Annotated in this window: 24 protein-coding genes, 1 tRNA gene and 1 pseudogene; 12 read left to right on the top strand and 14 right to left on the bottom strand. The window is 57.0% G+C overall.

Features of this window, described 5'->3' with window-relative positions; translation table 11 throughout:
- Positions 1-9: 9 nt before the first annotated feature.
- From secD to queA, 4 genes are all read right to left on the bottom strand, one after another.
- Positions 10-1,878 (bottom strand): protein translocase subunit SecD, encoded by a 1,869-nt coding sequence (gene secD, locus AB4O35_RS00715; protein WP_065880750.1) that lies wholly within the window; start codon positions 1,876-1,878, stop codon positions 10-12.
- Between the two features lie 62 nt (positions 1,879-1,940).
- Positions 1,941-2,279, bottom strand: coding sequence for a preprotein translocase subunit YajC (yajC, locus tag AB4O35_RS00720; protein WP_003175975.1), 339 nt, complete (start codon positions 2,277-2,279; stop codon positions 1,941-1,943).
- A 43-nt stretch (positions 2,280-2,322) separates the two neighbouring features.
- Positions 2,323-3,438, bottom strand: coding sequence for a tRNA guanosine(34) transglycosylase Tgt (tgt, locus tag AB4O35_RS00725; protein ID WP_175403018.1), 1,116 nt, complete (start codon positions 3,436-3,438; stop codon positions 2,323-2,325).
- A gap of 5 nt (positions 3,439-3,443) precedes the next feature.
- Positions 3,444-4,493 carry a tRNA preQ1(34) S-adenosylmethionine ribosyltransferase-isomerase QueA gene (gene queA / locus AB4O35_RS00730; RefSeq protein WP_065945791.1) on the bottom strand — a complete coding sequence of 350 codons (1,050 nt, stop codon included), beginning with the start codon at positions 4,491-4,493 and terminating at the stop codon, positions 3,444-3,446.
- A gap of 108 nt (positions 4,494-4,601) precedes the next feature.
- Here queA and AB4O35_RS00735 point away from each other — a divergent pair.
- Positions 4,602-4,686: transfer RNA gene (locus tag AB4O35_RS00735), tRNA-Leu, on the top strand.
- A 164-nt stretch (positions 4,687-4,850) separates the two neighbouring features.
- Here the strand turns inward: AB4O35_RS00735 and AB4O35_RS00740 are convergent.
- Entirely contained in the window at positions 4,851-5,123 is a 273-nt protein-coding gene (locus AB4O35_RS00740; RefSeq protein ID WP_065945790.1) for a DUF3077 domain-containing protein, read from the bottom strand.
- Positions 5,124-5,674: 551 nt separating this feature from the next.
- Between AB4O35_RS00740 and AB4O35_RS00745 the strand changes: the two genes are divergently transcribed.
- The 3 genes and pseudogenes from AB4O35_RS00745 to AB4O35_RS00755 all read left to right on the top strand — a co-directional run bounded on the left by AB4O35_RS00745 (position 5,675) and on the right by AB4O35_RS00755 (position 7,294).
- A complete protein-coding gene (locus AB4O35_RS00745) occupies positions 5,675-6,190 on the top strand; it encodes a hypothetical protein (protein WP_065945789.1) in 516 nt (171 codons plus the stop codon).
- A gap of 190 nt (positions 6,191-6,380) precedes the next feature.
- Positions 6,381-6,773, top strand: a pseudogene (locus tag AB4O35_RS00750) (alpha/beta fold hydrolase); the annotation flags it as partial.
- A 140-nt stretch (positions 6,774-6,913) separates the two neighbouring features.
- Complete coding sequence (locus AB4O35_RS00755; protein WP_065874513.1) at positions 6,914-7,294, top strand: cupin domain-containing protein; 381 nt, start codon at positions 6,914-6,916, stop codon at positions 7,292-7,294.
- Between the two features lie 292 nt (positions 7,295-7,586).
- Here the strand turns inward: AB4O35_RS00755 and AB4O35_RS00760 are convergent, their stop codons facing one another.
- From AB4O35_RS00760 to AB4O35_RS00775, 4 genes are all read right to left on the bottom strand, one after another.
- Positions 7,587-8,483, bottom strand: a complete 897-nt coding sequence (locus AB4O35_RS00760; RefSeq protein ID WP_065880747.1) for a hypothetical protein — start codon at positions 8,481-8,483, stop codon at positions 7,587-7,589.
- A gap of 154 nt (positions 8,484-8,637) precedes the next feature.
- Positions 8,638-11,046, bottom strand: a complete 2,409-nt coding sequence (locus AB4O35_RS00765; protein WP_065880746.1) for a TonB-dependent siderophore receptor — start codon at positions 11,044-11,046, stop codon at positions 8,638-8,640.
- 92 nt (positions 11,047-11,138) lie between these two features.
- On the bottom strand, positions 11,139-12,104 hold the full coding sequence (locus tag AB4O35_RS00770; RefSeq protein ID WP_083207108.1) for a FecR domain-containing protein: 966 nt from the start codon (positions 12,102-12,104) through the stop codon (positions 11,139-11,141).
- Positions 12,101-12,637 (bottom strand): sigma-70 family RNA polymerase sigma factor, encoded by a 537-nt coding sequence (locus AB4O35_RS00775; protein ID WP_065874510.1) that lies wholly within the window; start codon positions 12,635-12,637, stop codon positions 12,101-12,103. Before AB4O35_RS00775 ends, AB4O35_RS00770 begins: the two co-directional genes overlap by 4 nt.
- A gap of 168 nt (positions 12,638-12,805) precedes the next feature.
- Between AB4O35_RS00775 and AB4O35_RS00780 the strand changes: the two genes are divergently transcribed.
- Positions 12,806-13,135: a hypothetical protein gene (locus AB4O35_RS00780; RefSeq protein ID WP_065874509.1), complete on the top strand. Its 330-nt coding sequence runs from the start codon at positions 12,806-12,808 to the stop codon at positions 13,133-13,135.
- 6 nt (positions 13,136-13,141) lie between these two features.
- On the opposite strand, the gene AB4O35_RS00785 is transcribed toward AB4O35_RS00780, so the two are convergent.
- Positions 13,142-13,777, bottom strand: a complete 636-nt coding sequence (locus AB4O35_RS00785) for a LysE family translocator (protein ID WP_065874508.1) — start codon at positions 13,775-13,777, stop codon at positions 13,142-13,144.
- Between the two features lie 143 nt (positions 13,778-13,920).
- Between AB4O35_RS00785 and AB4O35_RS00790 the strand changes: the two genes are divergently transcribed.
- Positions 13,921-14,292: a PH domain-containing protein gene (locus AB4O35_RS00790; RefSeq protein ID WP_065874507.1), complete on the top strand. Its 372-nt coding sequence runs from the start codon at positions 13,921-13,923 to the stop codon at positions 14,290-14,292.
- A gap of 121 nt (positions 14,293-14,413) precedes the next feature.
- On the opposite strand, the gene AB4O35_RS00795 is transcribed toward AB4O35_RS00790, so the two are convergent.
- Both AB4O35_RS00795 and AB4O35_RS00800 read right to left on the bottom strand, forming a co-directional pair.
- Complete coding sequence (locus AB4O35_RS00795; protein ID WP_065945788.1) at positions 14,414-14,989, bottom strand: PIN domain-containing protein; 576 nt, start codon at positions 14,987-14,989, stop codon at positions 14,414-14,416.
- A complete protein-coding gene (locus AB4O35_RS00800; protein WP_065945787.1) occupies positions 14,986-15,456 on the bottom strand; it encodes a helix-turn-helix domain-containing protein in 471 nt (156 codons plus the stop codon). Before AB4O35_RS00800 ends, AB4O35_RS00795 begins: the two co-directional genes overlap by 4 nt.
- A 194-nt stretch (positions 15,457-15,650) precedes the next feature.
- Here AB4O35_RS00800 and AB4O35_RS00805 point away from each other — a divergent pair, with 194 nt between their 5' ends.
- The 5 genes from AB4O35_RS00805 (at position 15,651) to AB4O35_RS00825 (ending at position 18,833) form a co-directional block, all read left to right on the top strand.
- Positions 15,651-16,805 carry an S-type pyocin domain-containing protein gene (locus tag AB4O35_RS00805; RefSeq protein ID WP_065945786.1) on the top strand — a complete coding sequence of 385 codons (1,155 nt, stop codon included), beginning with the start codon at positions 15,651-15,653 and terminating at the stop codon, positions 16,803-16,805.
- A 7-nt stretch (positions 16,806-16,812) separates the two neighbouring features.
- Positions 16,813-17,070, top strand: a complete 258-nt coding sequence (locus tag AB4O35_RS00810) for a colicin E3-like toxin immunity protein (RefSeq protein WP_065874503.1) — start codon at positions 16,813-16,815, stop codon at positions 17,068-17,070.
- Between the two features lie 24 nt (positions 17,071-17,094).
- Complete coding sequence (locus AB4O35_RS00815; protein WP_065945785.1) at positions 17,095-17,718, top strand: DUF3916 domain-containing protein; 624 nt, start codon at positions 17,095-17,097, stop codon at positions 17,716-17,718.
- A 250-nt stretch (positions 17,719-17,968) separates the two neighbouring features.
- On the top strand, positions 17,969-18,256 hold the full coding sequence (locus AB4O35_RS00820; protein WP_065880740.1) for a colicin E3-like toxin immunity protein: 288 nt from the start codon (positions 17,969-17,971) through the stop codon (positions 18,254-18,256).
- Between the two features lie 4 nt (positions 18,257-18,260).
- A complete protein-coding gene (locus tag AB4O35_RS00825; protein ID WP_309304229.1) occupies positions 18,261-18,833 on the top strand; it encodes a hypothetical protein in 573 nt (190 codons plus the stop codon).
- Here AB4O35_RS00825 and AB4O35_RS00830 read toward each other — a convergent pair.
- A complete protein-coding gene (locus AB4O35_RS00830; RefSeq protein ID WP_065945784.1) occupies positions 18,772-19,347 on the bottom strand; it encodes a hypothetical protein in 576 nt (191 codons plus the stop codon). The two genes, AB4O35_RS00825 and AB4O35_RS00830, sit on opposite strands and share 62 nt — an antisense overlap.
- A 79-nt stretch (positions 19,348-19,426) precedes the next feature.
- Complete coding sequence (locus AB4O35_RS00835) at positions 19,427-19,810, bottom strand: c-type cytochrome (RefSeq protein WP_065874499.1); 384 nt, start codon at positions 19,808-19,810, stop codon at positions 19,427-19,429.
- Between the two features lie 178 nt (positions 19,811-19,988).
- Between AB4O35_RS00835 and AB4O35_RS00840 the strand changes: the two genes are divergently transcribed.
- Positions 19,989-20,369, top strand: a complete 381-nt coding sequence (locus tag AB4O35_RS00840; RefSeq protein WP_065874498.1) for a response regulator — start codon at positions 19,989-19,991, stop codon at positions 20,367-20,369.
- Positions 20,370-20,457: the final 88 nt, after the last annotated feature.

Raw genomic sequence — 20,457 nt, forward strand, 5'->3', positions numbered from 1 at the left:
GGCAGCCCCTTAAATCCACAACTTCTTGAAGTCACGCCCGCCATAGATCAGGTTGACCATTGCGCGGGTCACCATGATGGCCGTGAACATCGAGGTAAAGATACCGAGGGACATGGTCACCGCAAAACCTTTGACCGGGCCGGTGCCCATGGCAAAGAGAATCCCGCCGACCAGCAATGTGGTCAGGTTGGAGTCGAGAATCGCGGTAAATGCCCGGCCGAAGCCTTCGTTGATTGCACGCTGTACGGTCATGCCATTGGCGATCTCTTCACGAATCCGCGAGAAGATCAGCACGTTGGCGTCCACCGCCATACCCATGGTGAGTACGATACCGGCGATACCTGGCAGGGTCAGCGTAGCGCCCAGCAGCGACATCAAGGCCAGCAACATCACCATGTTGCCCGCCAGGGCCACAGTGGCGATGACGCCGAAGAAACGGTAGATGGCGATGATGAACAGCGACACAAACAGCATGCCCCACAAGGCTGCGTCGACACCCTTGGTGATGTTGTCGGCACCCAGGCTCGGGCCGATGGTACGTTCTTCAGCGAAGTACATCGGCGCAGCCAGGCCACCGGCACGCAGCAACAGGGCCAGTTCCGAGGACTCACCCTGACCGTTCAGGCCGGTGATGCGGAATTGAGCACCCAGCGGCGACTGGATGGTCGCCAGGCTGATGATCTTCTTCTCTTCCTTGAAGGTCTGTACCGGCACGTCTTTCTCGACGCCGTTGACCATTTGCTTGGTGTAGGTGGTCACCGGGCGTTGCTCGATGAAGATCACCGCCATGCTGCGACCGACGTTGCTGCGCGTGGCGCGGCTCATCAGTTCGCCGCCGTGGCCATCCAGGCGGATGTTCACTTCAGGGGTACCGTGCTCGCCAAAACCCGCCTTGGCGTCAGTCACCTGGTCACCGGTGATGATCAAGCCACGCTCGATCAGCGCTGGAGGACGGTTACCTTCGCGGAACTCGAACTCTTCGGAAGTGGCGCGGGTAGCACCCGGCTCAGCCGCGAGGCGGAATTCCAGGTTGGCGGTTTTACCCAGGATACGCTTGGCTTCAGCGGTGTCCTGTACGCCCGGCAGCTCAACCACGATGCGGTTGGCACCCTGGCGCTGAACGATCGGCTCGGCCACACCCAGCTCGTTGACGCGGTTACGTACCGTGGTCAAGTTCTGCTTGATGGAGTATTCACGGATTTCCGCGATCTTGGCCGGGCTCATCGCCAGACGCAGTACAGCCTGGCCATTGAGGTCAGCCGGTACGATATCGAAATCGTTGAAGTTCTTGCGGATCAGCGCACGGGCCTGTTCGCGGGAAGCTTCGTCAGAGAAGCCCAGCTGGATGGCACCGTTGAGCTGCGGCAGGCTGCGATAACGCAGGCGCTCTTTACGCAACAGGCTCTTCACGTCGCCTTCGTAGACTTTCAGACGGGCGTCGAGGGCTTTGTCCATATCGACTTCCAGCAGGAAGTGCACACCACCGGACAAGTCCAGACCCAGCTTCATCGGGTGCGCGCCAATGCTGCGCAGCCATTGTGGCGTGGTCTGTGCCAGGTTTAATGCAACGACGTAGTCGTCACCCATGGCCTTGCGCACGACATCTTTAGCCGGCAATTGGTCTTCTTGCTTGGTCAGGCGCAACAAGCCGCCTTTCGAACCAGCCGCCAAAGTTGCCGCTTTAACCTGAATGCCCGCGTCAGTGAGCGCTTTGCTCGCACGGTCCAGATCAGCCTGATTGACCTGCAGCGAAGTGCTGGCGCCAGAGATCTGGATCGCAGGGTCATCAGGATAGAGATTGGGAGCGGAATAAATAAAACCGATCGCCAGCACCGCCAGGATCAGTACGTATTTCCACAGAGGGTATTTGTTCAGCATCACGCCGCCCGCTTATAACGCGGGGCGCCTTGCGCGCCCCGTCGATTGGTAAAGGTTGTTACTTAGATCGCTTTGAGCGTGCCTTTTGGCAGCGTGGCAGCGATGGCGCCCTTCTGGAACTTCATTTCTACGGTGTCGGAGACTTCCAGCACCACGAAAGCATCGGAAACCTTGGTGATCTTGCCAGCGATGCCGCCGGTGGTCACAACTTCGTCGCCTTTCTGCAGGCTGCCCAGCAGGTTTTTCTGCTCTTTGGCGCGCTTGGCCTGTGGGCGCCAGATCATCAGGTAGAAGATGACCAGGAAGCCGACCAGGAAAATCCACTCGAAACCCCCGCCCATAGGGCCGGCAGCAGCAGGCGCAGCGGCGTCAGCCATGGCGTTAGAGATAAAAAAGCTCATTTAGCACTCCAGTTGCAAATAGTGAATCTTAGGGTCGGAAAACTCAGTCCAAGGGCGGCACAGGGAGCCCGCGCTTGGCATAGAAGGCATCGACGAAGGCGGCCAATGTACCCTGTTGAATAGCCTCGCGCAAACCAGCCATCAGGACTTGGTAATGACGCAAATTGTGGATGGTATTCAACATGCTACCCAGCATTTCCCCGCACTTGTCCAGATGGTGCAGATAAGCACGGGAGAAGTTCTGGCAGGTGTAGCAATCACAGGTGGGATCCAGCGGCGAATCATCATGGCGATGGAACGCGTTACGGATCTTCAGCACGCCTGTATCAATGAACAGATGCCCATTGCGGGCATTACGGGTTGGCATCACGCAATCGAACATGTCCACACCGCGGCGCACACCCTCTACGAGATCTTCCGGTTTGCCAACGCCCATAAGGTAACGAGGTTTTTCAGCGGGCATCAGGCCCGGCAGGTAATCCAGCACCTTGATCATCTCGTGCTTGGGCTCGCCCACCGACAAACCGCCGATGGCCAGGCCGTCAAAGCCGATCTTGTCGAGGCCCTCCAGCGAGCGTTTACGCAGGCTTTCATGCATGCCGCCCTGGACGATACCGAACAACGCCGCCGTGTTGTCGCCGTGGGCATTCTTCGAACGCTGGGCCCAACGCAGGGACAACTCCATGGAAATCCGCGCGACGTCTTCGTCAGCCGGGTACGGCGTGCACTCGTCAAAAATCATCACGATGTCGGAGCCCAGGTCGCGCTGCACCTGCATCGACTCTTCCGGGCCCATGAACACCTTGGAACCGTCGACCGGCGAGGCGAAGGTCACGCCCTCCTCCTTGATCTTGCGCATGGCGCCCAGGCTGAACACCTGGAAACCACCGGAGTCAGTGAGGATCGGGCCTTGCCACTTCATGAAGTCATGCAGGTCGCCATGCTTCTTGATCACTTCCGTGCCCGGGCGCAGCCACAGGTGGAAGGTGTTGCCGAGGATAATCTCGGCACCGGTGGCGACGATGTCGCGCGGCATCATGCCTTTAACGGTGCCGTAGGTACCCACTGGCATAAAGGCCGGGGTCTCCACGGTTCCGCGTGGAAAGGTCAAACGGCCGCGGCGAGCTTTACCATCCGTGGCCAGCAATTCAAACGACATACGACTCATGATTGTTCCTCTGGGCCGCGCGGCGCCGGATTGCGGGTGATAAACATCGCATCACCGTAGCTGAAAAAACGGTACTCGTTAGCGATGGCGGCTTGATAAGCGGCCATGGTTTCCGGGTAACCGGCAAATGCCGACACCAGCATCAACAGTGTGGATTCCGGCAAATGGAAGTTGGTCACCAGGCAATCGACCACATGGAACGGCCGGCCTGGGTAAATAAAGATATCGGTGTCGCCACTGAACGGCTTGAGCACGCCATCACGCGCCGCACTCTCCAGCGAGCGCACGCTGGTCGTCCCCACCGCCACCACTCGCCCGCCACGCGCCTTGCACGCGTTAACCGCATCCACGACGTCCTGGCCGACTTCCAGCCACTCACTGTGCATATGGTGGTCTTCAATGTTATCCACACGCACCGGCTGAAACGTACCGGCCCCCACGTGCAGGGTCACATAAGCGGTCTCGACGCCCTTGGCGGCAATCGCATCCAGCAGCGGCTGGTCAAAATGCAGCCCGGCCGTCGGCGCAGCGACGGCACCGGGGCGCTGGGAGTACACCGTCTGATAGCGCTCGCGGTCCGCCTCTTCGTCGGGGCGGTCTATATAAGGAGGCAACGGCATATGGCCGACATGCTCCAACAGCGGCAACACCTCTTCGGCGAACCGGAGCTCGAACAGCGCATCATGACGCGCCACCATCTCGGCTTCGCCACCGCCATCGATCAGGATGGAAGAGCCCGGTTTCGGCGACTTGCTGGAGCGCACATGGGCCAGCACACGATGGCTGTCCAGCACCCGCTCCACCAGAATTTCCAGCTTGCCGCCGGAAGCTTTCTGGCCAAACAGCCGCGCCGGAATCACCCGGGTATTGTTGAACACCATCAGATCGCCTGGGCGCAAATGCTCAAGCAAATCAGTGAATTGACGGTGTGCGAGGGCACCGCTCACCCCGTCCAGGGTCAGCAGTCGACTGGCGCGACGCTCGGCCAAAGGGTGGCGAGCGATCAGCGAATCAGGGAGCTCAAAAGTAAAGTCAGCAACGCGCATGATGGGGTTCGTCTAGCAGGGCCGGGAAGTCTAGCGGAAATAGTGAAAATTGACCATGAAACGTGATTGACCAACGGTAATCTCATCTCTATACTTCGCCGCCATTGAGCCCTGATGGCGGAATTGGTAGACGCGGCGGATTCAAAATCCGTTTTCGAAAGAAGTGGGAGTTCGATTCTCCCTCGGGGCACCATCTTAAAGAAAGACCTTGAAATTCAAGGTCTTTTTTTTCGCCTGTAGAAAAGTGGGCGGCCAGCTGATTCACTGCTCACCACCCACTATCTGTCTGCAACACGATCTACTGTGGGAGCTGGCTTGCCTGCGATGACGCCAGCCCCAACACCTCAAATCCCCTGCCTACACACCAACCCCTTCCCCCTCCTCCACCACCCCATTCGGCAACATCCCATTCGCCAAATCATCCACCACCGCCTTCGCCATCTCCCCCAAATAATGCGCCGCCCAGGCGTAGCGATCTGCGCTGTTATCCATGGCGGCATCCAATGCCAGCATTTTTGAACAATGGAGAAGCTCGGAGGCATGCTCCAGGGCATCGCGAATGGGTACGCCGGAATTCACGCGGAATAGGTGGCGAAGGTTGGGTTGTTTGCCGCAGGTGAAGAAGGTGATGACGCCGAGGCGTTAGACGCTCAAATCGAACGATTCTTCTCCTCGGCTCTGGCCTAAATTGGGAGTCATTCGATTTCTCAACAAACCTGGAGCCGAGTCGTTTTTTAAAGAAGGGCCTCGTGTTTTCGGGCGCCACTAAGCGCCCTGATAACCAAGAAGACGCATCATGGGTTGGCATACAACATTGGTGTAAGTGCTTATGGGACATTCGTATCGCGGTGTCTGGTTGCGAATGAAATGTTGCGGTCGAAGACCATGAAATGCAGTGGGGTGCGATAGTCAACGCGTATGACCCGACACGATAAGAAAGGGGTGTTCCGTAAGCGCACGCCAACTCACCTTGCGTAATTCAGGCCGGCACCCACTGATGCGGTAGCAGTTGGCAGATCTCATTGGCCCGTTGTCAGCACATCTTTGAGATAGGCATACGGATCAGCCCGTCGACATTCCGATGCAGCCTCTTGAGGGCGCTCGTCTTGTTTCAAATAATTGGCAACATTTACGAGGCTGTGCCAGCATCCGGCTACAAACGTTGGCAAGGAAGTTGAACAATGCTCGATGCTCTGGAAGGCACGCCACTCTGGGTTTACGGCGCATTTCTCTTGGTCTGCTACTACGGTTTGAGTGCCAGGAAAACCAGTCGTGAAAGTCAGCGGTCGCTGGTCATCACACCGGTTGTTTTGGTGATCTGGTCACTCCTTTCTCTTAGCTATGCGGACCGCGTTGAGTTGACCGTTGGCAGTTGGTTCACGGGAATGCTTTTAGGTGGCTTAGTCGCATTTGCACTATTTCCTCGACGCGGACTGGCTTTGGACGAGGAGGGCAAGCATCTGATCGTGCCTGGGACATGGAAAGTTCTTGGTATCTCGCTTCTCTTTTTTGCCGTGAAATACTTCATCGGTTATCAAGCTGCCGTACATCCAGAATTCTCGGCCACTGTGGAAATGCTCGTCCTTGCTGGTGCCGCATCAGGATTTACCGTCGGCTTGTTCTGCGGACGCACGGGTGTCTTCTACTTGGCGTGGCTTGCACTTCGAGATGTCCATGAAGGCAAACGCACTATTTGAACTCGCTCGTTGATACTCGATGCACGCTAATAGAGAGGATCGGACACGCTTTTGTACGCCGTATAGTGGCAATAATTTTTCGGTCAAAGGAATGGCTATGACCCCGTTAAGCGGCTTACCCATCGGTGCAATTGGCGATTTCGACATCGTAAATACCACTTCGCATTGCACGAAAAGGGAAGCGCCATGCGTGCAGGATGCAATGTTAGCGGCTACGCCTGAGCAGGTGGAAGCTATGCAGCATGCCTCCATCGCCCGTCTTGCCAAAACCGAAGCGGCCAGACCAGGCCTGGTGGCAGCGGGGATAAACTCGGACCGAAAGACTATGGCCGATGCCATGTATGAACTGATGGTTACCGATTTGCGGCCTGAGCTTGGACGCATCAAGGTGCCTGTCGAGGTCGTTTATGCCTACGACTCGCATTACGGCATAGAGGCGTCCCAAGTTGATGCAATGTTCCGTAACGCCTATGCCTCAACCCCAAACATCAGCTTCAGGCGCATTGACGGCAGTTTTCACTTCATCATGCTTGATCAGCCAGATCTGTTTGCCGGTGCTGTCATCAAGTATCTGAACCCCTGAGCGATAGCTTTTGGCCCAGAGCGGACAAGCACATCCTTACAAGTGATCGTCCCCGCCCCTCACCAACTTGCAGGATCGTACAAGCTCTCCTTCCCCCTCCTCCGCTAACCTGACCACCCTCACCCACCCGAGTCCCCGTCATGGTCCAGCCACAGCCTCCAACAAATCCCATAAACCTCACCCAAAAAGCCTCCCTCATCGACCAACACTGGAGCCCACGCGTCGTCGCCGAGATGAACGACTACCAATTCAAGGTAGTACGCATCGAAGGCGAATTCATCTGGCACTCCCACCCCGAAACCGACGAGGCCTTCCTGGTGCTGGAGGGCACGCTACGTATCGACCTCCCAAACGGCACGGTCTATGTAGCGCCAGGTGAACTCTACGTAGTCCCTCGCGGCATAGAGCACCGAACCGCCGCCGAAGGCGAAGCCAAGTTGATGATGATCGAGCCACGGGGCATCTTGAACACCGGGCATGAAGGCGGGGACCGTACCGCCGTGAATGATCAGTGGGTCTGAGGGTTGGCATTCCTTGAGGTCGCCAGTCCTTTCAAACCGTTATGATCTAGCGCCATCCTTCAAGGAAGAACCCGATCATGCCGCCGCGTCGCCAACGGCCTGCACATCACAGTCAAGGGCGCCGTCTCGGTCGGATTACCAGAGCAACCTCTACCTGGAAGACAGCGACACTTACACCGCCTACCGTGTAAGCCTCGAACAGGTCGAGACCCGACCGCCCTTGCCGAGCGGTCGGTAGGTTTATTTCAGTACGGCAATCAGCGCGCAGATAACTGTGATCGCCGGCGTAGGCTCAAGCTGGCTCGCGTGTTTGCTCTTCTACCGCCAACACGACGTCAAGCGTATTGAGGAAGAGGTCATGGCTCAGAATACCGGTGGCGATGGTCGACAAGACGGGCTTGCCGTTCTCGTCCTTGATCACTACGTTTTCGGTCCAGGCGTTGAGGTCTACCGTGCGCAGCGACGACATCGGCACTGTGTTGCCCTGGTACTCGAGGAAATCCCGGTTCACAACAATGGGCGACGTGGTGATTTTCAGGAAGTTGCCGGTCACTCGCTTGCCCCAGACCTGCTTGGAGTTGATGCAATTGAAGGTGATCGAACGGCCCGCCTCCAGCGCTTCTGCCACGGCCGGCAGGCGCGCGCGCACGTGTAGGTCACGGACCAGTTCCTGAAACTTCTGAAAGCCTTTGAGGGTTTCGATCACCCGATGAAACGGCTCTGCGGCATTGCGGCGATAGGCCAGGTTTGTGATCAGTCCGGTCAATACGGTTTGCCCGGAGCTGAACAGGTACAGGTCTTCTATCTCAGCAAACGGCGTGTAGTCGCGCTGCTCTTTGGTGATGCGCACGAGGCCGTGTTCATACACTTCGTAGTGGGTGTTGCGCAGTTTTTTTTGCCAAACGTAGATACCTACTATGCACAGCCCCACAACGGCCAACAAACCGCTGGTGAAATAAAACACGCTGTGTTGGCTGGCGAAATTCAGGGTCATGCCTCGGGACGTGTGAAGGCTAACCGGGCCGTCATTGCCCATCGGCACAATCGTGCTCAGGTAGAAGACGAATACGGCGAGGCCCAAAAGCGCAGCGGCCAATATCAGGCTGAAAATCAGGAAAGCTTTGCCTTGGCGGAACGTCGCGATCAGTTCGCCCGTGGTGGCTGGGGCATGAGTGGGAGATGGTTGCATGGGTGTTTGCGTCCTTGTCAGTGGGTAAAGTGCGGGCTGTCAACGCAGCGCCAAATGAGCCTTGTACCCGGTCATCTGTGTGACCGGGAAGCCTGGCACTGCGCGTAGGAACATGGCTAATTAATATCGTTCCTTGGTCGCCGCAACTTAATCCTCAAAACGTGTATTTGAAGCTCGTCATGAAGTTACGCGGCGCACCGTAGACGCTCCAGCTATCGGCGTAGGCGTAATAACTGCGATCAAACACGTTGTTGACGTTCAACGTCGCACTGAGGTTTTTACTGATTTCATACCGCGCCATCAGGTTGGTCAGCGCATAACTGCCTTGCTCAAACGTATGCAGATCCTGCCCTGTCTTGCTTTGCCAGTTGACCCCGCCGCCCACGGTCACTTTGTCGAACACGCCCGGCAGGCGATATGTGGTAAACGTCTTGAGGCTATGCCGCGGGCTGGTGGTGACGATGCGTTCGTCATCCTGGTTGGTACTTACGCTGTAGGCGTAACCCGCCGACGCTTGCCAGCCTTCGCTCAGTTCGCCGTTGAGTTCCAGCTCGACGCCTTGGGTGGTCGTTCCTTGCTCCAGGCGGTAGATGTCCGGGCTGCGCACGTAGACCGCGAGGTTGTCCTGGTCGATCTTGAAGAGTGCCAGGCTGGCGTTGAGTTTGTCGTCGTTGAAGCTCCCCTTGAGCCCCACTTCGTAACCGGTGCCTTCCTGCGGCTCCAGGGCTTTGTTGTTTTCGTCGTGGATGCCGTAGGCCTGCGGATTGAAAATCTTGGTGTAGCTGGCATATACCGACCACGTGTTGCTCAGGTCGTAGACGATGCCGGCATAGGGCAGGAACACACCGTTACGGGTTTCCTTGCTTTCGGTGTTCTGGGTCGGATCGGCGTATACCGTGACTTGGTTGTTGCGCTTCCAGTCGGTGACGCGACCGCCGAGGATGACGGCGGTGTTGTCGGTAACGTGGAAGCGTGAGGTCAGGTAGGCCGCGTACTGGTTTTCTTCGATGTGGGTTTTGCCCACGGGTGTGGTGTCCGGGCGGTTGGCGCCGCTGCCGTTCCAATTGAAGATGTTCGGCACGGTGCCGTTATAGCCGGTCCAGGGGCCAAACCAGCCGCCGTGGCTTGGGGTGTTTTCCTCGTAGCGCGACATCGTGACGCCGGCGATCAACTCATGCTCGCGCCCGAACAGGTTGAACGGCCCGGTGAGGTAGGCGTCGAGGTTGTTCTGCCGTGGCGTGCCGGACCAGCGGTTGGGATACAGGTAGGCGCCCTGCCCGGTGGCTTGGTCGATATCACCGTTCATGTAGTTGATCAGCTCATCGAACTCATTCTGGGTATGGCTGACTTCCACCTTGCCGCTCCAGCCGTTATCGAACTGATGCTCGATGGAGGTGAAGACATTGGTCTGCTTGCGGTCGTTGTAGGCCCAGTCCGGTGCGCTGTTGGCAGAGCGGCTGAAGTGGGTGCGGTTGCCGTTGCTGTAGAACATCTGGAAACCAGTACGCAGCGGGTCGTTGACCTGGTTGTTGATGTAGCTGAAACCCACCGTGAGCATGGTCGCTTCGCTGAGGTCGAACTCGGAAATGCCGTAGACCAGTTGGGAGTCGGTGTTGACGCGGTCGACCCAGGAGTTCTGTTTCTTGTAGTCCACCACCAGGCGCCCGCGGATATTGCCGCTGTCGTTCAGCGGCCCGGACACATCAAAACCGGTGCCGTAGCGATCCCAACTGCCGGCCTCGCCGGTGATGCTGGCTTGGGCCTCGGCGGTAGGACGCTTGCGGATCAGGTTGATGGTCGCCGAGGGCGTGCCCGAGCCGCTGATCAGGCCGGTGGCGCCGCGCACCACTTCAACGCGGTCGTACATTGCGGTGTTTTGCGTGGTGTTGTCCAGGCGCGCCGAGGTGGGTACGCCGTCGATTTCGAAGTTGTTGATCTGGAATCCACGGGACCAGTACGTATCGTTCTCTGCACCCACACCGACGCGCAGTACGGTGATGCCCGGCGTGGCTTCCAGCACTTCGGTGAGGTTGGTGAGCTTCTGGTCGTCGAGGCGCTGGCGGGTGATGACGGTGAGCGATTGCGGGGTTTCTTTCTGGGTCAGGTTCAGCCGCGTCGAACTGCTGGACGAGTAGGTGGTGTACAGCCCGGTACCTTCGGTGGTGGAGCCCGGCGCCATGCCGGAAATCGACACCGCGCCCAGTTGCAAGGCGCCGCCTGCGCCAGGCTGTAGTTGATAGCGCCCTTCGCCGGTCTGCACCACCGTCAGTTCACTGCCCGCCAATAACGTTTGGAGTGCCTGCTCAACCGTGTAGCTGCCACGCAGCGCCGGGCCAGACTTGCCGGCGGTCAGCGCAGCATTACCGGCCAGGTAGATACCGGCCTGCGCGGCGAGCTGGTTGAGTTGATCGGCCAGGGCGCCGGCGGGCAGATCGTAGGTCTGGACGCTCGACTGTTCAGCGGCTACCGCCTGTGGCGCCATGCTCAGGTAGGCGGGAATCGCCAAGGCGAAAGCGATAGCCAGCGTTAAAGGTTGTGGTGAGTTACGCAGGAATGAGGACATAAAACAGTTCCGGTCGAAGGAGGCATCAAGCCGTTGTCCTTCTCTAATTCGAATGAAAAATCAAAACCGGAAGCCTGAATGCAAAAAAACCGTCAGCGCGGAACCACCGTGGTCCACCAGGCAAATCGACGCTCGATGCGCACGGGCAGTACCTGCTCAAGCATGGCCAGGACCTGATCGGTGTCTTGCAGCGGGTAGGTGCCCATCACCCGGAGATTGGCGACCTGTGGATCGATTCCCAGATGGCCATGGCGATAACTGGCCAGTTCACCGATAAAGTCCTCCAGACGCATATCGTTCGCCATCAACACGCCCTTTGCCCAAGCCTCACGCCCCGGCTGCGCGCGTTGCGTTGCGGCCAGACGCTGTCGGTCGAAGGTAACGCCCTGCCCGGCCGGCACGATGCGGGTTTGATGGGTATCAACGCAGGTCGCCTCCACGCTGCCTTCAAAGACATTGAGCAAGGTGCGGCCGTCCTGTTCACGCACGCTGAATCGTGTACCCAGCGGACGCAAGCGGCCGTGGGGCGTGTCGACAACAAAAGGCCGGCTGTCCTTGCCGGTGTTGATCAGGATTTCGCCGCTGTAGAGCTTCAACTCGCGCTGGCCGGCGTTGAAGTTCACATCCAACGCCGTGCCGCTGTTGAGCCAGATGCGCGTACCGTCGGCTAAAAGCTGCTCGCCCAGCACTGTGGTGCTCGTATGGAAATCCGTATTCCAGGCCCCCGGTAACCAACGCTGCTGCCAACTGCCCCACCCCAGCAACGCGCCACCCATGACCACCGACAACCCACGCAACACCTGACGCCGCGAACGCTGGGAATGGCGCAAATTCTCCAGCGTCTTATTGGCCCCCGCGACATCTTCCTGCAACGGCGCAAATCGTTGCCCTACGCGTGCGACATAGCTCCAGGCCAGGCGATTGGTTTCACTGTGTCCATGCCATTGGCGCCAGGCCTCATGCAGTGGCAAGGCGTTGGGCTCGGCACTCAGGCGGGCGAACCAGTCAGCGGCTTGTTGCAGGGTGGCATGGTCGAGGCCGCCGGGGTGGGTGTTCATGACAAGGCACCGTCCAACTCGGCCTCCAGCACCATGCACTGGAACATGGCCTGGCCGATGTATTTGGTGACGGTGCGCTCACTCACGCCAATGCGCGCCGCGATTTCGCGATAGCTCAAGCCCTCGATCTGGGCCAGGCAGAACGCCTCGGACACCTTGGCCGGCAAGCGATCGAGCATCGCCTGCAAATGCACCAGAGCCTCCAACACCAACGCGCGGTGTTCTTCCGACGGCGCGCATTCCTCAGGTCGGCTCGCCAACACCTCAAGCCAGGCTTGCTCCACCTGCTTGCGTCGGAAAAAATCCACGCACACATTGCGTGACAAGGTGCTGAGGTACGCACGCGCGTGCCCCTCGCTGCCAAATTCGCGCGGATGGCTCAACAGCCTGACAAAGACATCGTGAGCCAGCTCGGCGGCATCACTGACATTGCCGAGTTTTCTGGCCAGCCAGCGTTGAATCCAGCCGTGATGGGCCGAATACAGGCTGCCAACGCTGAAAGGTGCGGCGACGGACTCGGGAAGCGGGGGCATACAAAGCCCTACGAATAAGAATTGTTCCCAATGGTAATGAGAAAAAGTGGCCACCACAACGAGCAAAAGCGACCGCACCGCAACAGACGGCATACAGCCCCGGGTCTTTTTTTTCAGCCACAGAACAGGGATCATCGCCGTCCCCCCAAAGCCCCAGGAACCGAGACCATGGAATTGACGCTGGAAGCGGTTGCGCTCTTTGCACTGAAACTGGTGCACGAGACGGACGGCGGCAGCCCGCTTTTGCGCGATGATCTGGTGATGGATGGGTATGAGCGGGAGGTGTTTGGGTTGTTGGTGCGGCAGGAGAGTTTGGCGGTTATTCAATCCAAACTTGCCGAGTGTATTGATCAAGCGCTTAACGCATTGGGCGGGGCTGACACGGTAATGGGTCGCGAATTGCAGAGGCTGGCGACTGATGTGCAAAACGCAGATCAGCTCGATGAACTGCGTGCACCGCTAACCAACCTCAGGGATTACCTTAAAGACATCCAGTAGGCGAACTTACCGCCGCCCTTCCACCGCCATACGCACCGCCAACCCCATCAACACCGACCCCATCAACCAGCGCTGCACTACCTGCCAGCCCGGCCGGGTGACGAAAAACACCGCAATAGAACCCGCCAGGGTGGCGATCACCGCGTTGACGCTCACGCTGATAAAAATCTGCGTAAAGCCCAGCACCAGCGATTGCGCCAGCACACCGCCGTGGCCATTCGGGTCGATGAACTGGGGCAGCAACGATAAATACATCACCGCCACCTTGGGGTTCAGCAGATTGGTCACCAGGCCCATCGTGAACAACTTGCGCGGGCTGTCCACGGGCAACTCCCGCACCTGGAACGGTGAGCGCCCACCCGGCCTGACCGCCTGCCAAGCCATGTAGGCCAGGTACAACGCCCCGCCGAAGCGCAGCGCGTCGTAGGCAAACGGCACCGCCATGACCAAAGCCGTGATCCCCAACGCCGCGCACAGCATGTAAACCAGGAAACCCAACGCCACGCCAGCCAGGGAAATATACCCGGCGGTGCGGCCCTGGCAGATCGAACGGGAAATGAGGTAAATCATGTTCGGGCCGGGCGTCAGCACCATGCCGAGGGAGATCAGCGCATAGGCTAGCCAGCTGGACACTTCAGGCATGGTTTGGCTCCTGGACGGTTGTGCTGTCGACGCGAAACATTTGGTCAACGTTGTAGGGTTGGACGCTATGGTAGGGCGTTCAAAATGCGTGCGTTAGATACAGATCCGCGAGCAAAACGGCATACACCCAAGAGGGCAGGCACATGATCGACTTCAACAACAAAGGCTTCTTCAAGCTCAAGCAAAACAACGAATACGCCGAACGCGTCACCGCCCTGCTGCTGGACGGCGAAGAAGTAGTCGACGCGTACAAGGCCATGCGCGATGGCGTGGTGTTTACCACCAAGCGGATTATCGCGGTGAATGTGCAGGGGATTACTGGCAGTAAGAAGGACTTCACGTCGCTGCCGTACAAGAACATCGTGGCGTATTCGGTGGAGACGTCCGGGACATTTGATCTGGATTCGGAGTTGGAGATTTACTTTTCGTCGCTGGGGAAGGTGAAGTTTGAGTTCACGGGGAAAACTTCCATAGTCGAGATCTCCAGGCTGATCTCCAAGCATCTGCTGAGCTGACCTTGGCGTCCCAAGGCCTTTTCGCTGCTTAAACAATTCAACAGATGTTTCCGGATTAAAATATCGGAGGGGGCGGTACGACGATTCGACTTGCCCCCGATAGCACCTACCCGCATGAAACCTACAGCATGATCTCATAAGGCCCAAGCACCTTACTGGTCTGCACCAACCCTTGCCGCATCAGCATCTCAAGATAACCTTCCCCATCCATCGAAGGACGCGCCAACGCCCGCCTCTGTTTCTGCGCCGCAGCTAATACCGCTGCCTGATCCAAATGCCAAAGGTCCGATATAAAGTCATCCGGATGCATCGGTTCTATGTCATAACCTGCCAACACATGTGCGGGGAAGTCCTTCAAATTAAAGGTCACGATGACTTCAGCCTTACTCCGAATGGCTGCAGCCAGCACATGACGATCATCCGGATCAGGTAAGTCCAAGCTTGAACACAGATCTTCATACCCAGTTACCAACGCGTCCGGTATGGCCTTGTCCATCAACGCACAGATATTATTCACCCGATCCGGAGTGAGGTCTGGTCGGTTCTTAAGCACATTACGTTTCCACTCCTCATGTATCTGACGGGTCCACCGCGCTCGGTACAGGCCAGATAAACCAAGCCACATCAGCAAATCCCGCAGTGCTGCCGGGTAAAGAACACAAGCGTCGTATACGGCCGTGAAAGGCGAACACCTCATTCGTCATACCCCAATCCCAACTCCCGAGTCTGCCGCACCAGTTCCTCCATTGCGTCCTGACTTTCCTGATCTCGCCGCTGCTTGAACGCCATCAAATCCGAAAACCGAATTCGCCGATGCCGACCCGTTTTTGTAAAAGGAATAGCGCCCTCCTCCAGCATCTTGACCAGATGCGGGCGTGAAACGTTAAGCAGGTCGGCAGCCTCCTGCGAGGTCAATTCGGCATGCACCGACACTACCTTGACGGCATTGCCGATAGCCAACTCGCCCAGGATATCGACCAGCAGGCGCAACGCTGAGGTTGGAAGTACGAGCGTGTGGGGTTTGTCTTCCTTGTCGAAGATGTCGATGCGCTGGGTTTCAAATTTGGTCGACAGCAGCGACGCCAATTCGCGCTGGCCTTGCACGGCGGCTTCGACTTCTTTTTCCAGTGGAAGAATCGTTTTGGGGAGGTGGTTGGTGATCATGATGCAACTCCGGCGTTACGCAATTCAGTTGAGACCAACGCTAAACGAAACAAACGAAAATCGCAATATTCGAAACAGATCTACTGACTCACGCACCAGTCTACTTTTCCCACACCGACCACCGAATTAAGCCGACATCGGCTTCTGATTACCCCTCGTAGGCTCACTCCCTCGCACAAGGAAGTGAGCCGGTCATGTCAGAACGCTTTTATCCCCCCACTGAAGAAGAGTTACTCAAACGACGGATCCTGACTCCGCAGCCGTCGCGTGTGCCGTATTCGCCGTCTGTTGATTATTTCGAGCCATTCCCCGCCCCAGCACCTACGCTAGCCAAACCTCCCGGCTGCGTTTTTATCAAGCCCTGCCAACTGCCTGACGGCATCACCCATTACTTCAATCCCGCCGGGTACGTCCCGTTGGAGCTGATCAAGGAGTACGGCCATTTAAGCCTGTTGGGTGGCCGCGAAGTGGACGGTAAGGGCGTGGTTGCCTTGCGCAAGATCAGCGGCAGCGCACTGCCCGTTGGCTTAGGGCAGTTGGCGTTGCGTTCGGCGGTATTGGAGCCAGCAGCCACCGCCGTCGGCTCAGTAGCCGGTGGCTTGTTGACGGGGTTGGTAGCGCTGGCTTGGCCGTCGGATCTGGGTGATAGCGCGCTCTACAGCGAGGAGCAATTGCGTTCAATGCAACGGGCGCGTTCGCAGATGCGATTGCATATCGAGCAACGCGAGGACGGCACGCTCAAGGGGTATGGATTTTACACGGGCAACAATGCCGATTGGCAAATGATTGATGTGGTGCAGTTTCAACGCCGTGCCGATCAGTTTGTGGCGGATTTGGGTGAAGGGGTGGAGCTGATCTGGACGCCCGCTATTGATCCTAGTGAAACGTTAGGTATTCCAGCCTTGGAGGCTGCACCGCAAGCGCCGGTGATCTGGATTTACCCGCCGACGGAGAAGGCCACGCAGATTCTGGTGAACCCGATTTATCCGCCGGAGTATCGGGATTTTATTCTGGTGTTCCCGGTGGAGTCGGGGGTTCGGCCGCTGTATGTGGTGGTGAGTGTTAAGGCAGGTGATCACAAGTACCACAAGGCGCCTAATACTGAACAAATAACTGGCTTTGAAAACCTGATAAAAGCAAAACCCATGACTCCCAGACAGGGTGGTACCGGGTTGAGAGAGCGTTGGATTGAGGAAAAAGGCCGGAGAATCTATGAATGGGACTCTCAACATGGGGAGTTGGAAGTTTATCTAGCAAGTGATGGGAGTCATCTAGGTGCGTTCAGCCACGTAACCGGCGAGCAGCTAAAAGGACCGAAGAAAAAACGAAATATCAGAAAATACCTATGAGGGCTACATGGGACTAAAAGTGAGATTGGAATGGTTCGACAGAACCACAGAACGGCTGAGCGGAACGGAGAACTCAGCAGACTTAGGAGATGACTACTCCGTGATTTCTAAGCTTGGGCTGTCGGCAGATGAAGACGTCAATAATGGCATGCTTGAACTGCGGAGGGAGTGGCTACCCCTCATACAGGCACATTTCTCTCATGAAATTACTCTTTCAGAAAACGATTACTTCATCGCGTTTGATTACGAAAATGCAAACGAATAACACAAACTTAAAGAGTTCAGCTTCATGCGCAAACTGTCACTGACAAACAAAAAAATCCGCAACATTCCCAGGCATCTCAGAGCCCTGACCCGCTGGGCAGATAGCTTCGAAGGCTGCTTTTACGAAAAGTTACCGTCGCAACCCGACTACGTAAACGTAAGAATCCCCGTTATCGAAAATCTTGTTGAAGGTTATCAAACCACACCGGGAATTCTGGCGCATTGCGCTCAACAGTTGATCAAAGTAGCAGGCCATCTGGTTGAAGCGCGATCAGACGATGACCCCGAATGCTGGATTGTCGCCTGCATTATGGTCCCGGACATGTTCTCAAGCCGTGTTTGTATCTATACCGACAAAGCCCGCTATCTCGGACACACCCAACCCTTCGACTATGAGTACTTCCGCCAAACCCGCATTACCGGCCGAAGCCTTGCCAGCAAATGGGGACTGACAGTTCCGCCGGGGCTTCACGAGGTTGGCTTTCATTTTGTCCATGAGGACGAAAAAGGAAACGTCTTCGAGTCAGAGCATTGGTACTTCGGCGAAGTCAGCACGGCCGATGAGGCCACTGGCGGAGAGCGCTGGAAGTATCAAACCTTCCGGTCCTTCCAAGCGCAGCATACGCATTTGTTCGGTCTGTCCGCTTAACCTTCTTTCGCCTCGCGCCCCTACCCCCAATCAACACCCGATTCACCGGATCAGTAATATCAGACACCTGCCGCACATATGCCGAGGAATCGAGTTTGAACATGAACTCCCCCAGACACCTTTGCCTTCTACGGAGCAAACCGTGCTCATCACCAGCACACAGCTGTAATAAGACACCACAGAGCGCCACGCCTCCCCGTTACGTCTTCACCAAAACCGTCGCAATTACCGATTGAGAGAGGTTTCCATAATGCTGATGAAAATCAGATTGCGGTGGTACCAAAAGCACAGCAATGACTTGAAGGCGGATGAGTATTCAGCGGATATCGCAGATCCAGACAGTGTTTCTGAAGCATTGGGTTTAGGCGAGGAGACCGCGATATATGCCGATGTATTCAACATGCTGCCTAACTGGATAACGATTATTCAGCCGTATTTCCAGCACATGATTGAACCCGACTACCTCGACTACCAAATTTCCTTCCGCTACCAAGGCGCCTGGCCACCGCCTCCAAAGCAACCCAAAAAGGAGTCTTGATGCAATGAGACCTACACTGCAAAAGCCCCTCCTCTACCGCTCAGTCAACACCCGAACCCACGGCGTGCGCCACGGCAGTTGTCGCGCCTATCAGTATGAGCGTCACACCAAGGGCGAAAAAGACAAACAATCAAACCGCGGTTCGATGCATAGCCATCAACGGCATGGCTTTGATTACACCCCGCTCTTCCGGTTTCTTCTCTCCAAAGTCGGCCACCGTTGGGATCAGGTTTTCAGCGAAGCCAACGCCCGCCTGGATCGTCCAGAACCGGTGTTTTGGATGGTTGCGCTGCATGAATGCGACAAGCAGGATTACGTGAGAGCGGATGAAAATAGCTACTACAGCGGCTTATGGGTCGACGAAGCCGGCCTGCTGCAAAAGGTCAACGCACAGCTGACGCCCGAACAGATGAAACCCTTTTGCGACTGCTGCACCCACACCTTCAACGGAGTGGTTTTCGCCCAACCACTACCACGCAAACGGTGGACAACGCCCACCGTTCAATCAACCCCTTTTAACTCGCCGTCACCTCACTCCCCTCCCCCTCAATCAACACCCGATTCGCCGGATCCGTAATATCAAACACCTGCTGCGCACACGCCGAACGACTAGGCGTGAACTGGAACTCCACCAGATACACCTTCGCCTTCTCCGGGATGAACGTGCTCTCCGGCGGCACGCAGCTGTAATAAGCCCCATTGCCCACGCTTCCTGCCCTGCCGAATACAGTTAGTTTCTTGCCGGGGTCCGCCTGGATCTCCAACTGCGGAAAGCGTTTAAACACCGCACTGGACGCGGTCTGGTTGACTTTGGCGATCCAGTTGAAAACCCGGCCTTCACCGTTGTCCACGACGGTACCGAGGGTTTCCAGGCGTTGATCGGGGTCACCTTCGCGGCGGATGGCGAACTGGACGGGGTTGGTGCCACCGTAAGCCTTCATGATGACTTTCGCGTGTTCCGCATCCACAGCTACGGTTTTCTGGCGCAGTTGAATGCCGTCTTTAAACAAGCTGGGCGATGAGTCACGTTGGTTGGATTGGCAGGCGCAAAGGGCCAGGGTGATGAGGGAGAGCAGTGCAATCCGTTTCACAGGGAGATGTCCTTATCGGTGAAATAGGTGTGAGGAACGGACCTGCATTTAAACAAAATGTTCCGCTCCGACAACGCCGTCACTTGGGCTGAAACGTCTCAAGATACGCGAGGATGTTTTCAATCTTCTCCTGGTCACTGATCCCCCAGAAGATCATCCGCGTACCACTCACCACCTTCTTCGGCGCCTCGATGTAGGCGGCGAGTTTGTCCCGGGTCCAGACCACACCGGAGTTTTTCATCGCATCGGAATACTGATAGTCAGGGGTAATCCCCGCAGGTCGGCCGATGATGCCGTTGAGTTCAGGGCCGAAACCACCGCGTGCGCCCTCGCCGACACTGTGGCAGCCGCCGCAGGTCTTGGTGAAGAGTTTGCCGCCCGCTTCGGCGTCGCCCGCCGCATAGGTCAGGGGGCTGGACATACCAGCGGCGAGAATCAGCGCCAGTGAGGCGGTGTATTTCATGGGGGGCTCCACATCGAGTGCTGCTGGCAGCAACGGTGGTGCAATTATGCCTGCTAGCCAGCCCAATACACCAAACCGTGCGGCAACATGACCATCCATCGGCAAAAAAACTTCGCATCGAAACTCTTACATTCCTGACCCACTCCACCTTATGAACCCTGATGGTGGAGTAACGAAAATGGCTCAGCCATCGATATTAGTATTGGAAGACGACGAAATCATTCGGGCGTTGATGGTGGATGTACTGGAAGATTGTGGGGCGGTAGTGACGTCATTTCCTTCGGCGGATGAGGGAATGATTTACCTGGAGCGCGAGGCTGATCCGGTGCACCTGATCGTCAGCGATGTGCAGATGCCAGGTTTGCTTAACGGTTATGACTTAAGCCGAGTGGTCGCGCATCGGTGGCCAACGGTGCCGGTGGTGCTGACGTCCGGAAACACCAGGATTGCAGCACAACTAGGTGGGTCGGTGCGTTTCTTGCCCAAACCCTGGAGCACTGAGCACCTGATCGACTGTGTGCAAGCGGCGCTGTCCCAGCAGGGGCTGTCCATGCATTGATAGCGTCGCGACATCATCTCAGCCGAACTTCACGGCGTGCGCTATGGTCTCTGAATGAGCAAGCAGCGACTTTTCGGATTTGTTTGTC

The organism is Pseudomonas sp. H1_A03 (genome assembly GCF_054685145.1).